Source organism: Paraburkholderia sp. MM6662-R1 (genome assembly GCF_050436245.1).
In the GTDB taxonomy this organism is placed as follows: Bacteria; Pseudomonadota; Gammaproteobacteria; order Burkholderiales; family Burkholderiaceae; genus Paraburkholderia; species Paraburkholderia tuberum.
In genome coordinates this window covers 82020-96546 of sequence record NZ_JBNDLV010000005.1, presented here as the reverse complement: position 1 = coordinate 96546, position 14527 = coordinate 82020, and the positions used below count along the sequence as shown (strand labels likewise).

The window sequence follows — 14527 nt, the reverse complement described above, 5'->3', positions numbered from 1 at the left end:
CGGCGAAAAAAAGAAGCCTGGCCGGAACAGCCGGGCTCCGTGAACAACACACGCCGGACAGATCCAGAGATCAGCCAGCTAACCGTGTTATCGGCACGCCGCGTGAAAGCCCGAAGGCTTCCTGCTGCACGCTCAATCCGGACCTGGAGGGAGCGCTTACGCATTCGCGCGCGCCGCGCGCCCGGATCGAGGCCCCTGGGGACCCACGCCTGCGGCGTGGGGTGCGGGCCGACCCGGCGCATTGCGACGGGGCGATGCGGCTCAGCGGCTCAGGGGCTGGAGTGCTTTGTGGGTGGCGGCGGATATTTTCTCTTGAACTCTTCGATCTCTTGCGGGCTTAGGACCGGGCGGTCGTACTGCTGCGCGTAGAGTTTGTTGATCTGGATGCGCGGGAGGGTGGGATTTTCGGCGCGCAACTGTTCAGCGCTTTTGAAACCAGGCGGCTCGGAGCGGTCGGGAGCGACGGGAGGCTCTGGACGCTTCGCCACGGCGGAGCGGGGTTGCGGGGCAGCAGGGGGACTGGATACCGGGGCGTGCTTCTGGAGATACTTGCCGACGCTGGACAGGGTGGTGGTGAGACCGTTGATGCGAAGGAATTCAGCGATCTGGGCCAGGGTGCAGCCAGCCGCGCGCAGCTTGAGAATGTCGGGATGGAACGCGCGCAGGGCGGACGTACGCAGGCCCGGTTTTATGCTGTTCAGGTATTCATCGGCGTTCACGGAATGGCCACTTGTCGGCATGTCGGGGTTCGCATAACCTTAGTGGGCTTTCGCGTTTTCTTCAACCATTTTCGCGTATTGACGGAACGCGTTTTCTGTCCAGCGGAACTGTTTCGCACAACTTCGCGTCATTTCGAAGACGAGGGGGCGTATACTGATGGCGAGGCGAGGCACGTCGGATATGTTTACGCATCGCTACGCGCTCCGTAAAATATCTCGTGCCAAAGGGGCGAGCCCCTTTGAAACCCCGACGCGGGCCACTGCACCGCGTCCATCGCGCCGACGAGTCCGTCGTCGACACTAAGCACTGCCTGGTATGCAATACGAATAGGAGGCGCGTGTGATGATTCCGACCAGCGAATGGGTGATCCAGCTTGTGATGAAGCCACGCGCGCCTGAGCACAACAGGCGGTGGCGGTATCTCCCATGGGCGGGTTATACGTATCCCATGACGGGCGACCAGGCGATGTGTGCCTTGAGCGAATGCGAGAGGCATTGGCCGGCGTATGAGTTCCGCGCACATCCGATCGACGGCGACGCGACACGGTTCGATCTGCCAGGTCAGTCGGCAGACTGGACGCATCCCGCGGAGCTTTGACCATGCCGCGCAAGAAAAGCAACGATGGGGCAGGGCTTGGAAAACCGATCGCGTTCCGGTTGTCGGATGCGGACCGCGCGGTCTATCTTGAAAAGGTGAACCGAAGCGGGCTGACGCAGTCTGAATTTTTCAGGCAGGCCGTGCTGACGAACCGGACGCAGGTGATCGCACGACCAGTCGCCAGCGCGGACCGCAAGCGGCTCCTGTACATCTTCAACAAGACCAGCAACAACCTGAACCAGATTGCCCATCGCGCGAATTCGGAACACCGGAGGGGTGAGCTGTCGGAAGTGACCTACGAGCGACTGCTCACGCAACTGCAGATGATTTCGCGCTATCTGAAAAGCACGCTCGAGAAAGTGGACTGACCGGATACAACGCACATGGGAATCGATCATCCCTATCAGGCAACTGTCGTCATGCGGAAGACGAAACGGAATGTCGCGCGTGATGACGATGGCATGTACGTCACGCATCACGCTCCGCTGTTGCTCCCTCGAGCTGTTCGGCCCGCAGGTGGATCGTTCACCAGGGACGATGAACGATGTTAATCCGGGTACGCGGCTATCACGACGGCATCAAGGCCTATCTGGAACAGGGCCAGAAGCAGGACCGTGAGTTCGAGCGTGACGAGATGGATGAACGGGTGATTCTGGCGGGGGATCTGGCGTTGACCAACGACATCATCCAGTCGATGGACACGCAGGCGGAGCGCTACATCAACGTCACGCTGTCGTTCAAGGAGGACGAGGTCTCGCGCGAAGTGCTCGCGGAGATCGTGCGTGAGTTTGAGGCGTTCGCGTTTGCTGCCTACCGGCCCGACGAATACAACTTCTACGCTGAGGCGCATGTCCCGCGGCTCAAGAGCTACGCTGACCGGCGCAGTGGCGAGCTTGTCGAGCGCAAGGTCCATCTTCACGTGGTGATCCCCGAGGTGAACCTGCGCACGGGACGGCGGCTGGAGCCGTTCGGCAAGGTCGACCGGCATCACCGGTTCCTCGAAGCGTTCCAGGAGCACATCAACGCCAAATATGGGCTGGCGAGCCCGAAAGACAACCGGCGCGTGCAGTTCACCGATGCGTCGGAAATGATCAGCCGGTACAAGGGCGACGTGTTCGAGCCGATGAACCGCGAGCTGAAGGCCGCGATCCTCGAGGCACTGATTTCACGCGACGTCACCCGTTACGAGGACTTCAGGGCGCTGATTGCCGAATTCGGCGAGACCCGCACACGCAACGCTGGCCGTGACGGCGAATATGAAAACGTCAAGCCAGCAGGCGCGGCGAAGGGTGTGAACCTGAAGGAATTCGTGTTCTCGCGCGAATTCATCGAACTCGATGCCGACGGCAAGCGTGAATCGCTTGATCGGAACGTCCATGCAGAGTACATCGAGACGGGTATCCCGCGCGCGACACCCCGGCATTATCTCGATGCGCTTTTCGAGTGGAACGATATGCGGGCGAGAGAGATCAAGTATCTCAACAGCGGTAGCAGCTTCTACAAGACATATCAGGCCGCGTCGCCGACTGAGCAGCGGCGCATTCTCGACCACCGCGAACAGCGGTTCCATGACGCAGCAGGAGGACTTGATGAGCGAACACGACGAAGCAGTGGTGGACCAGGAGACTGGCGAGATTGGCGAGAGTGGCAACGACAGCGGTGGCCCGAGCCGCCACTCGCGCAACACGAACGCCGGGGCCGGTGGCGAAAGTGGAGAAAGGGAGCGGATCACGACCTTGACACTCGTTTCGATCGATCCAGCTCGTCGCCCCGATCCCCACACCGTGTGCGAGGTGTGCCCGGCCGCGGTGTGGATGGCGACGCCGCGCGACGTCAAATGCTTCTGCCGGCTGATGCACTACTGGAGCTGGGAAACCACCAAGCCGACCGAATTGACCAGCTGCGATGGACTGGCGATCGCGAGCGAGCGGGAAGAGAACAGCTAGATCCTGGCAGTAACCCCCTGCTCAATGCACTCGCGGCACGCATGTATGGTTCATGGGACGTTGCGGACAGTGCGGAGCGGGCGCGGCTTGCGGCGACAGCCGCTGACAAGTTCACGCGCGCCGGCGGACCGTTTGGCGGCCCGGCACAAAGGAGCGAACCATTTGGTCTGAATCCGGCATTGGGCGGTGGCCGGCTGCCAGCGGATTTCGGTCCGCGAGATGAAATCCGCTGCCTCGCAGACGTCCAGTCGTTCGATGCGATCCGATCGCTTCCTTTCGCATCGTCCGACGCCGACGAAGAGACTCGGACAGACCCGTTCAATTCGCGCGCGCGGGCGGCAACCGGCCGGGAAGCGGATACGGTTCGGGACCAGTTCGCGCGTGATTATGCCGAGTCACGCAGTGTCGGTCGCTCACGGGAGCGGACGGAGTTCGAAGAGATCCGCGCGACACTCGATGCCAGTCGCCTGCTCGCCGCACTGGCGTACTCACACGGGCTGATTGTCGGGAAGTACAGCATTGGCAAGGGTGCGGATGGCGGTGACCGGATCAGGGCGGGCTCGCGCAACCTGAACGTATCCGATTTTCTGACCAAAGAAATGAATCTGCCATGGGCGGAAGCCGCGCAACTGCTTCGCGAGACGTACCGGGCGCAGGTCGGACTTAGCCCTGGCCATGCGCCACGCCACATGCCCGAACGGGACCTGTGGGCCGAATTCCAGCAATGGCGCGCAGCGTATCGAGACGGGCTGCGCCGCGCCTGGGATGAACAGACGCGGCACGAGAAGGACCGGCGCGGCGCGATCAGGGAGGCGTTCTACCGTGCCAGGAGCGCCATCGCGGATCGAAAGGATCTGAGCGTCACCGAGCGGCGCGAGCGACTCTCGGGAGCGCGTGTGGCGCGCCTCGAGGCAGAGGCCGCGCTGCGCGATCGCACCACCACGGAGCGTGACGCCATCAAAGATGCAGGACGCCAGCCCATCACGGATCAGTATCGCGACTTCCTGCAGGAGCGTGCTCAGCGTGGTGATGAGCGGGCACTGCGCGAGTTACGACGCATGCAGCAGCTCCGTCTGGGGGCGAAGCGCGCCGACGGCGAGCGCACTGTCAACATCAGTGGGCCATCTCAGGGCGCGAAGCAACCGGTTGGGTTTGATTACAACGAGATCATCTACCGCGGGCCATCGATTACGTACGAGGTGCGCGCCAGCGGCGAGGTCGACTACCGCAAGGACGGTGTGGCATTCCTCGTCGACGAAGGCCGCACGCTGCGGTTGTGGGACCGCGAGCGCGAAACAATCGAGATTGCGCTGCGTTTCGCGCAACAGAAGTTCGGTTCGATATTGTCACTCTCCGGTCCTGAAGCATTCCAGGCCGCCGCCGCGCGCGTGGCGGCTGACACGCGCATGCGCATCGTTTTCGAGCAGCCGGAGCTGGAGCGCATCCGGCAGGTCCGGCTTGCCGAGCTCGACGCCGAGGCGCAGCAGCGGCGGACCGCGCAACGTGAGCGTGACGCGTGGGAGCGAGATGAACTTCGCGACGCCATCCATAACACGCAACTAACCGTCCGCGATGGCGAACCCGCCCGAAATCCGGACGCAGAACCGCCCACTGATCCAGAGATACCCGACGGCGACCCGCGTACAGAACGATGAACCGCCAGCCCGTTGCGCGGGCATGTGGCGGTTGTGGTGGAGCGCCTGAAAAGATGAATTGACGAGGAGGGTATCCAGATCATATGTGACGAAGAGGGAAGGTGGAATGGAGCGCCATCGATCAAGCGGAAATACCCCCGGAGCGATAGACCTTGATAGGTATGCAGCACTTATCGATCACTTCCGTGCTGCGGCCCGGGCATAGATCACAGACAAATTCCGACGCGGCCGCGGGCCAGGGTGACTGGCCTGAATTGCAACCGTAAAGTTACGTCAGCAAATCCGGCTATTAATGAAAGAAAACTTATATTAAGAGCGCTATTGGGCGCTCGTTATTTTGAGGCCGCCCTGCAATGACCGAGGGCGTTGGTGTATCGGAAGCTGCACGTCGACTGTCGATATCAATGAATGGTATTGTCAAATTGTTGAAGGGCGCGCAGGCGAGAGCGCTTAATATAAGGATCACTAATTATGCGGCAATGCGATTCAGTATCGGATTGTCCGTTACGGTTTCCCACGCCTCGAACGCCTGCTTGCGGGGCTGCCATTTCTGTTGCGCGTTCGCGTTGTAGCGGCAGTGCATGAACAGGTTGCTCACCTGAGCATGGACCGACGTTAACGTTGTAGATGGCGCGCCGACTTGAAGCGCCGCATCACCTTCTCGCGCACGCGTGTGGGCTGGTGCGAATTCTCCGCCCGGTTGTTCAGTCTTTTGTGCTGCCGATGCTCGACGTTCAGGCCCAGTTCGTTGTTCGGCGCCGCGTAGCTGCGCAGCTTGTCCGTTACGATCACGCGTGGGCAGCCGTGGTGCCTGAGCAGCTTGCGCATCAGCCGGTTGGCCGCCGCCTTGTCACGGCGGCTCTGCACCAGCACATCGAGCACTGCGCCTTGCTGATCGACGGGCCGCCACAGCCAATGCTTCCTGCCGTTGATCGTCACGACCACCTCATCCATGTGCCACTTGTCGCGGCGACCCGGCGCTGTCGAGCGGATACGCTTCGCGATCGCCAGACCGAACTTCGTCGCCCAGCACCGCACCGTTTCGTACGTAAGCTCGATTTCCCGTGCCGCCAGCATCTCCTCAACCATGCGCAGGCTGAGCGGGAACCGGTAGTACAGCCAAACCGCGTAGCTGATGATTTCCGGCGGAAATCGATAGCCCTTGAACGAAATCGGCGCCTCGGCCGACGGCAAAACGGAGACGGAAGCTTTCTTCATGCCCCATTATATTCGTCGACCCCGGCGCCAACTTGACAATACCCTCTGCGGGCGATGACCGTCAGAAACTCCACGAAGTCGGGTAGGGATGCGACGTTACCGCCGCATCCTCCCCTAAGAACCCTGCATGCAATTTTGACCGCACAAGGCTCAAGCCTCTCAAAGCCCTGTTGCCAAAGCCGGTGCCATCTGGAAGATGGCACCTTCACGATATGCACTTGCAGCCGCCGAGTGAAACGGTAGCACCTCAAGTAATTCATAAAGATGCCAGCCGCAACTGGAGGGCGCACCAGTGCCAAATTGCTGCACCGTCATCTGCTTCCCCTCCTGTGGAGGTGAACAAGCTCTCTCGTGACGAGAGACCAGGCGGAAGTCTGCCCGCTTTCGCGTGGAATGATGTTGTCTTGCGACGCAACTCCTGTCCGACCCATTACAGGCTGGCGTTCGCTTTCTCCGCCATCCTCTGCCCGCACCGCCAACAGTCTTCCTTGCGGTTGACCTGCCCCAGACAAACGGGCAGCGATACGGGTTTACCGTGTTCCGCGTCGTTCGCACGAATGGTTTAGGTTCCGCCTTTCCACCGGTGGCAATCTGTCCGTGCTGCCCGAGTACTTAGCGAGCAGACCTGCCACATTCCCGTTTGGGTGAGGCCTGTCAGTGCCTTTGGCCTCTTGGTATTGAGGTATTGACGATGTTTATGGGCGGTTCAGATCCCTTAACCTTGCCATCCAGTCTAGCGCCCCCTCCGCATTGACACTTGCAGAGGAGCCTCGATCTCACGACCTCAGCATGGCTTGCGCCGGGCTGCATTGTCTCGGTGGCTTCACACGGACCCGTTGCCAGCTCCGCATGCACCAATAGACTACGGGCGACGGAACGCCCGGTTTCCTTCCGTCCGACTTCGACGGTAAAACAACGAACTACGCGACTTTCACGTCGCACAGGTACGTATACCCCAAGGAGTCCGTCCCATCGTAAAGCGAGGAACAGATGCCGCTTGACAGACGGATTTTGTTATGATCACATACCTGGTATACTAGGTACATCTGGTCATAATACTCCGTTCACGGGCGATGACCACGAAACGTTTATGCGAGCGTTTAATGAGTGATACGGCGTTACTTCTTGGGGAATTCGTCGCGAGGCTGACTTCGGCGGACGTATGCGAGAGCGCTCTGCGGCGCGCGGCGCACTCAGTCCTGGACACCTTGGCTTCTGCCGCTGGAGGCTTTCGGACCAAGAATGCCTGCGAAATGCGGGAGGCAGCTTTCGCAGCCTTCGGCCGTGGCGTCGACAATGTGTGGTTTGCGAACACAACGGCACACAGAGCTGCTGCACTCCTTTCCAACTGTGCGGCAGCAAGTGCTCTGGACATTGACGACGGTCACCGGCGAGCGAGTGGTCATCCTGGCGCGGCAATAGTGCCCGCTGTAATCGCAGCTTGCAGCGCGAGCGGACAGTCGGTAACCGCGCACAAGCTTCTGGGCGCGTGCGTAATCGGCTACGACATTGCATGCCGGATAGCGGCAGCGAGGCCCCGCGGTTCCGTGAAAACATATTCGTCAGGACGATGGGTCGGATACGGCGTAGCAGCAGCACTCGGTTGGCTCGAGAACCTTTCCCCGGTGCAGATTGCAAACGCGGTAGCGATAGCGGGAGCTGAGTCGCCCGAGAACCTCCCTGCCGGTACTTATCGACGTATGAGCAGTGTGAAAGGAAGTAGCCCGTGGTCAGTTGTGACCGCCCTTGTCGCGGTCGAGAGAGCAAAGGCTGGAGCGGATGGCCCCTTGGACTGCCTCGATCGACCGGAAGTTTTTTCTTCCGCGGCCATAATCGAGAATTTGGGGGGGCGATGGGAGGTGGAGCACACCTATCTCAAGCCGTATGCGTCATGCCGCTACGCGCACGCTGCGACTGACGCAATGCTGGCACTCGCTAACGACATCCCGATTGCAGTGGCGAACGCGGAAGAGATCATAGTCGAAGTGTTCCCGGAGGCGCTCTCAATCACAAATGAGGTAGCACCGCGAACGCTGGAGGGCGCTCAGTTTAGCATTCCGTTCAACGTCGCGGTAGCGGCCTCGCGCGGGGCCGCGGCATTGCGCCCACTTGAGCAGTCCTTGCTCGATGACGAAGAAGTATTGAGCATTGCGAATAAAGTAAAGTTGCGAGTCGCAGCCGACTTTGAGCACGCTTTCCCGGAATTTACACCCTCGCGAGTTTCTATAAAAGTGCAAGACGTTTTCTACACGCACGAAGTCCGGTTGCCGGTGGGTGACGTTGAAAACCCGATGACATGGGTGCAAACGGAAGACAAGTTCTGGGATCTGGTCCGAGGCCAGCCTGCCGAGATACAACGGCGAAGCGACAGGATCATCGCGGCATGCTCAGACATCGCCGCGGATTTTGATTTGCCTGCAAGCCATCTCACCGTTGAACTGAGATAGCCAAGAAAAGAGGATAGGGCGAAAGCATGATGCGGTGCGACACATTAAGCGAGTTGAGAGAACTATTGGAGAAGCAAGGCATTGGGATTGAAGATTGCGACCTTGAGGCATTGTTGGAAGCGCTACCACACGTCTGGCGCATGTGTGAGCGCCTTAGCGCATTTGGGCAACAGGAAACAGTTGAGTACTCACACCTTTTCTCGGTGCTCAACGTCAATCTGACTGTGGATAGATCTCTCAATGCAAATACCAACGATTACTGAAGCGTCGAATCTGATTCGCAGGCGCAAGCTATCGCCGGTCGAACTTGTCGATGGATGTTTGGCGAGAATCGAGTCCGTCGACCCGCGCCTGAACGCATTCATTACGGTAACGGCAGAACGCGCGCGCCGGGAAGCGACAGCTGCGGAGCGTCGGATGATGAAAGGTGAGTTACGTGGAAAGTTGGACGGGATTCCCATCGCCCACAAAGATATCGTCTTAACCAAGGGCGTCCAAACAAGCGCACATTCAAAACTGCTTAAAGGTTGGATACCCGAAGTGGACGCTTGCGTCGTGCGCTCGCTCGCGGACGCCGGAGCGATCTCGTTGGGAAAACTCGCGACGCACGAGTTTGCATTGGGAGGCCCGTCATTTGATCTCCCTTGGCCTCCTGCCCGGAACCCGTGGGATACGCGGCGATTCACGTCTGGTTCATCTAGTGGCACGGCGGCCGCTGTGGCAGCGGGACTGATTTTGGGAGGTACAGGCACCGATACGGCGGGGTCCATCAGGGCGCCTGCCGCCCTATGCGGAGTGGTGGGGTTGAAGCCGACGTACGGCCTATGTAGCAAACGAGGAATCTTGCCGCTGGCGCCCTCTTTGGATCATGTCGGCACCATCGCCTGGAACGCCGAAGATTGCGGGTTGCTTCTTCAGGAGATGGTCGGGCATGACCGTGCCGATCCGGGGAGTGTAGAGCTGGCCCCTTCCGATCTCATGTCGCGCGCTGAAGACAACGTGCGTGGGATTCGTATCGGTGTCGCGTCGGACTGGCACGAAACAGAAAATCCGGTGACGCCCTCTGTCAAAGAGGGTTTGGATCGAGCAATTTCGGTGTGGACGGCGCTGGGCGCACACGTAGATCGACTGAAAATGCCGCGTCTTGAAGACTATCAGGCAACGAGCTTTGTGATCATGACCGCAGAGGCTCACTCCATCCACCAGAAGACGTTGCGCTCTAGCCCAGCAGAATTTGGAGAGCAACTAAGACTACGACTGTTGCTTGGGGCAGTCCTCACCGCAGCCGATTACGTTAACGCGGTCCGCGAACGGCGACGGTTATGTGTTGCGACTGCTGCTGCGGCAGCCGGCGTGGACGTGATTGTTACTGCCGGCGCTTCCAATGAAGCTCCGTTCATGGCCGATGTGTCCCGTTGGGGCGGTCTAGCAAAGCCCGGGTTCTACGATCCGTTCAACGTTACAGGTTGGCCAAGCATCGTTATATGTTCTGGATTTGGGATAGGAAACATGCCGGTGTCAGTTCAGATAGCAGCGAAACCGTTTATGGAAGACAAACTTATCCAGTTAGCTTCTGCCTTCGAAAAGGCTACGACCTTTCGTGACATCCGTCCTAGCGTCGCAAACGAACGTGAAGTCGTCGAAAGCTGATTATTTCCTCCCTCGGGCACCATCCTGCAATGAACCCACAAACCAATCCGCTCATGGACGCAAGGCTGGACATTATTCGTAATCCTCACCTCCAAGGCTTTAGAAGCCTGGACGGAAAGTCATCGTATGCAATCGGAGACTGGTTTGAGGGCGACCCGACCTCAAGGCGGGAAGGGTGCCCAACTTCTCTTGCGGCAACGTACAGCCAGCTTCCGGCATCGCTTCCTGCGATAGTGGGGCCGATGGTTATGTACGGCGATTGGCTGCCATACAAAAATTTTCCTAGTCTTGGAGAAGGAGGAACTCCGCTCGTCGCGCTCGCAAACTTGGCGAAAGTGCTTGATGTCGGGTCCGTTTTGCTAAAGCGGGAAGCTGCCAACCCGACGGGAAGCCATAAAGACAGGATGACACCGCTCGTCGTCGCTCGGGCGATCGACGTTGGGGCACGGGGATTGGTATGCGCAAGTTCCGGTAATGCCGCTGTTTCGCTTGCCGCGTATTCAGCGGCGGCCGGGGTGCCGTGCGTTGTTATAACGACCCCATCGATCACCGACGCTTACCGGCATTTTCTAGACAGGGCAGGCGCCGAAATCATTGTTGTTTCCAGCCCGCGGGAACGATGGGACCTGATGGCCAAAATGGTGGCCGATGGTTGGTATCCGGTGACTAACTATTCGATTCCGGCAGTTGGAAGTAACCCGTGGGGTGTTCAGGGATACAAAACCGTTGCATATGAACTCTGGCAACAGGCCGGACCGCTGGATGCCATTGTCGTGCCTTGCAGCCGAGGTGACCTTCTCTGGGGAATTGCGGAAGGGTACAGCGACCTACAGCGCAGTGGTCTCGTTACTCGAAGTCCAGCGCTGTATGCGGTAGAGCCGTTCCCCCGGCTCTCCCTCGTTCTGACTGGCAGGGCCAGCGTTACTTCGGAATTCGCGGGAACGACACGCCAGTTTTCCCTCGGTGGCGACACTGTGACCGATCAGGCAGTCAGGGCAGTCAGAAACAGTCGGGGAATCGCCGTCTGCGTAAGCGACTTCGCTGCTATAGATGCTCAGAAGTTAGCCGCTCGCCACGGCGTCGACCTAGAGCTCGGCTCAGCGGCAACGTTGTCGGCCGTAGCAACGCTCCGGGAAGAGGGGTTATTGGATGAGAAATCGATGCTTGCTGTTCTTGGCACCGCAGCTTCGCCACGCGAGCCTGCCGCTGCGCTTCCTCCGCTGCAAATTCATTCCCACGACGAAGGACGGCAACCGTTCGCGGGATAGTAGCCGGACCAGGCATGTCAGCGGGATCGTAAGATTTTTTGCGGACCGGCAGGCAGCCATCGAAGGCGCCTGCTCTGAGACATGCGATCGCGCGGGCACCAGAACTGGATTGCCGGGCATCCTACGTAATGCCTTGGCGGTTACAAGGCTGGGATGCCAACGGTCGAGGCGCTATAAGGCTCGCTGAGATAGACATCCTCGGTAGAGGACAGGACATGGTGCCGCAGTTTGATGGCTTCCGTCCGGTCTTTCACTGCGGGGGAGAGAACCATGGACAACTATGACGGCATCGCTACTGAAACGCCCGTATCGCCGAATATCCGGCAGATAGAGGCGTTCAGGATGGTGATGATTACCGGTACAGTGACAGCGGCAGCAGAGAGGTTGTGCATCTCACAACCAGCTGTCAGTCGCCTCTTGTCCCTGCTTGAGTATCGAACAGGGTTGAAACTTTTCACGCGGAGTAAGCAGAGACTTCAACCCACGGCAGAAGCAGCCCAGTATTTCAGGGAAGTACAACGCGCGTACATAGGTCTGGAAAAGCTCCAACGGGCCGCGTGGAACATAAAGCACTCCGCCACCGGCGAGCTTCGCATTGCAAGCATCCCCGTCGTTGGGCTAACGCTGTTGCCGCGAGCTATCGCACGATTTCGCGCATCGCATCCGGACGTGGCTATCACCCTGCAGACACGAAGCTCCGCGACAGTGCTGGACTGGATTGCGGCGGGAAAGTGCGACTTAGGGTTCGCGACTACAAGCCCTGATCAGCCCGATCTGCACGTCGTTCAATATGCGTCGATGCCCGGCGTTTGCATCATGCCGGCGGAGCACCACCTCACGACGAAAGACATCATCCGTCCGAGAGATCTGGACGGGGAGGAATTCGTTTCGCTGGATTCAACTGACGCCAATCGTGTGGCCCTCGATCGCATGTTCGAGACACTAAATGTCAGGCGCCGGACGACCTTGGAAGTCCCGTACGCAGCTGCCATTGTCGCGATGGTCGCGCAAGGGTTGGGCGTATCAGTAGTTAGCCCACTCGCCATCCTTGATCGACAGAGTTCGATCGTAGTCAAGCCGTTTGTACCAACGGTTCGATTCGGATTTTCTCTGGTACACCGACGCAATTTCCAACCGTCCCTTTCGAGCTTGGCCTTCTTGGACTGCGTGAAAGCCGAGTTGACGCAGGTTGAAGGCGCGAAAGAGATCCGGAGCGAGGCCACGCTCCTGCCAAACGGAGCGTAGTCGATTACTGCCTTAGCGTGCGCTGTGCGTTCAGGATTTCCCTGAACGCCAGCTTCTCCGCGCTCGACGTCGGGGCCAGAGGCAAGGAGCTCAGACGCGCCTTGCTAACGCCCATCGCGCAGGGTCGAAAAGCGTGCCATGTGTCGATTGTGGGCTGGGAACGATATATGGAAAGGATTACTACACGATGGTGTGGCGAGATCATGCACTGATGTTATGAAGTTGCTAGATTTTTGTATTAGACCATCGTTTTTGGCTACTCGAATCTTCGAACTATGCGTAACCAGAGCTCGTCGCTGGAACGCATCAAGTGGACGAACTTAAGGGCAGACGAGCATACGTGTGGATAAACGATGCTCGATCATAAAAAAGGAAGATTTGGAGATTCGATGATGAAAAAGACCATGATGTTTGGCGCCGCCGCGGCACTCTTTGCGGGCGCAGCCCACGCTCAAAGCTCCGTAACGCTGTATGGCATTCTTGATGTGGGCGTCACCTTTGTAAACAACGCAACGGGTGCCCAACAATATCTCATGACCAGCGGTAACTTGCAGGGCAGCCGTTGGGGGCTGAAGGGTGCGGAAGATCTCGGTGGGGGCTTGCAAGCTATCTTCGTCACTGAAGGCGGTTTTAGCGTCCCCAATGGGCGCCTGGCGCAGGGGGGAGATCTCTTTGGCCGGCAAGTATACGTCGGCCTGTCTTCAAATCAGTACGGGACGCTAACGCTCGGTCGTCAGTATGAGTCAGTGCTGGATCAGACATGCCGCTTCGCTGCCGCATGCCAGTGGTTTCCCTACTTTGGTGCGCACCCCGGTGACCTCGATAACATGATCGGGGGTAACCGTGTCAATAACGCGATCAAGTACAAGACTATTGATTACGCTGGCCTTTCCGGGGAGGCGCTCTACAGCCTGGGAGGAAATGCCGGTCAGTTTCACCGGAACCAGATCTGGTCGCTCGGAGGTAGCTATCACCGAGGACCGTTTGATTTCGGTGTCGCGTATCTCAACGTGGACAGTCCGAACTATTCGTTCTTCGGCAACATGGCGACTTCGAATACCTCGACATCCAACATGACGGGAAACCGTATCTACTCCGGCTACGCGTCGGCCAAAACTCAGGCAGTGTTTGCTGCAGGCGCTTCGTACGTCCTTGGAGCTTCGACGTTCGGAGTCACGTATAGCAACACGCAATTCAAGGATCTGGGTGCACTGCCGAATCTAGGCGGCGCTCAATTCAATGGCGGTTCGGCAAAATTCCACAACGTCGAAGCGAATTACAAATATCAGTTCACGCCTTTCCCTCGTGGTCGGCGTCGCCTATGACTATACAAAAGGATACGGGGTGAACGATGCCAGGTATCAACAGGCCATGCTCGGTGCAGACTATTTCCTTTCGAAGCGCACGGACGTCTACGCATCCGCCATTTACCAGCATGCGAGCGGAACTGATTCGACCGGCGGGAGAGCCGTGGCAAACATCACGTCTCTATCGGCATCTTCGACTTCGAACCAGACGGCTGTGATCGTCGGAATCCGCCACAAATTCTAGGAAAAACCCGTCGGTCGATGCTCGCAGCTCGATACAGCTCAGTCCTCCGGCAAGCGACTGGCGGATGACTTCCCCGGGCGTACGGCGCTCCTACTGGCTGACGCTGTACACGCCAGGAAAGCGCGGAGACACAATATAAGGTCAGGTGTTTCCCTAGTGCTGCCAACCTGATATACCTAGTATTATTTAGTCAATCGCAGTGTCACTGCATCGCAGTCTGACTCTGCGTC

General features: G+C 58.7%; 8 protein-coding genes and 2 pseudogenes. 7 read left to right on the top strand and 3 right to left on the bottom strand.

Annotation, left to right across the window (positions count from 1 at the left end; genetic code table 11):
• Nucleotides 1-269: 269 nt before the first annotated feature.
• Nucleotides 270-719 carry a hypothetical protein gene (locus OKW39_RS43310; RefSeq protein WP_147308773.1) on the bottom strand — a complete coding sequence of 150 codons (450 nt, stop codon included), beginning with the start codon at nucleotides 717-719 and terminating at the stop codon, nucleotides 270-272.
• Nucleotides 720-1319: 600 nt separating this feature from the next.
• On the opposite strand from OKW39_RS43310, the gene OKW39_RS43305 reads away from it, so the two are divergent.
• Both OKW39_RS43305 and OKW39_RS43300 read left to right on the top strand, forming a co-directional pair.
• Nucleotides 1320-1685, top strand: coding sequence for a plasmid mobilization protein (locus OKW39_RS43305; RefSeq protein WP_429565591.1), 366 nt, complete (start codon nucleotides 1320-1322; stop codon nucleotides 1683-1685).
• Nucleotides 1686-1861: 176 nt separating this feature from the next.
• A complete protein-coding gene (locus OKW39_RS43300; protein WP_429565590.1) occupies nucleotides 1862-4918 on the top strand; it encodes an LPD7 domain-containing protein in 3057 nt (1018 codons plus the stop codon).
• A 469-nt stretch (nucleotides 4919-5387) separates the two neighbouring features.
• On the opposite strand, the pseudogene OKW39_RS43295 reads toward OKW39_RS43300, so the two are convergent.
• Both OKW39_RS43295 and OKW39_RS43290 read right to left on the bottom strand, forming a co-directional pair.
• Nucleotides 5388-6136: pseudogene (locus OKW39_RS43295) on the bottom strand (IS6 family transposase).
• 159 nt (nucleotides 6137-6295) lie between these two features.
• Nucleotides 6296-6451, bottom strand: a complete 156-nt coding sequence (locus tag OKW39_RS43290) for a hypothetical protein (protein ID WP_429565589.1) — start codon at nucleotides 6449-6451, stop codon at nucleotides 6296-6298.
• Between the two features lie 758 nt (nucleotides 6452-7209).
• On the opposite strand from OKW39_RS43290, the gene OKW39_RS43285 reads away from it, so the two are divergent.
• From OKW39_RS43285 to OKW39_RS43265, 5 genes and pseudogenes are all read left to right on the top strand, one after another.
• Entirely contained in the window at nucleotides 7210-8583 is a 1374-nt protein-coding gene (locus OKW39_RS43285) for an MmgE/PrpD family protein (protein ID WP_429565588.1), read from the top strand.
• A gap of 240 nt (nucleotides 8584-8823) precedes the next feature.
• Complete coding sequence (locus tag OKW39_RS43280; protein WP_429565587.1) at nucleotides 8824-10233, top strand: amidase; 1410 nt, start codon at nucleotides 8824-8826, stop codon at nucleotides 10231-10233.
• Nucleotides 10234-10262: 29 nt separating this feature from the next.
• Nucleotides 10263-11501 (top strand): pyridoxal-phosphate dependent enzyme, encoded by a 1239-nt coding sequence (locus OKW39_RS43275; RefSeq protein WP_429565586.1) that lies wholly within the window; start codon nucleotides 10263-10265, stop codon nucleotides 11499-11501.
• Between the two features lie 270 nt (nucleotides 11502-11771).
• Nucleotides 11772-12746 carry a LysR substrate-binding domain-containing protein gene (locus tag OKW39_RS43270; protein ID WP_429565585.1) on the top strand — a complete coding sequence of 325 codons (975 nt, stop codon included), beginning with the start codon at nucleotides 11772-11774 and terminating at the stop codon, nucleotides 12744-12746.
• A 392-nt stretch (nucleotides 12747-13138) separates the two neighbouring features.
• Nucleotides 13139-14297 (top strand): annotated as a pseudogene (locus OKW39_RS43265) (porin).
• The last annotated feature ends 230 nt before the right edge of the window (nucleotides 14298-14527 follow it).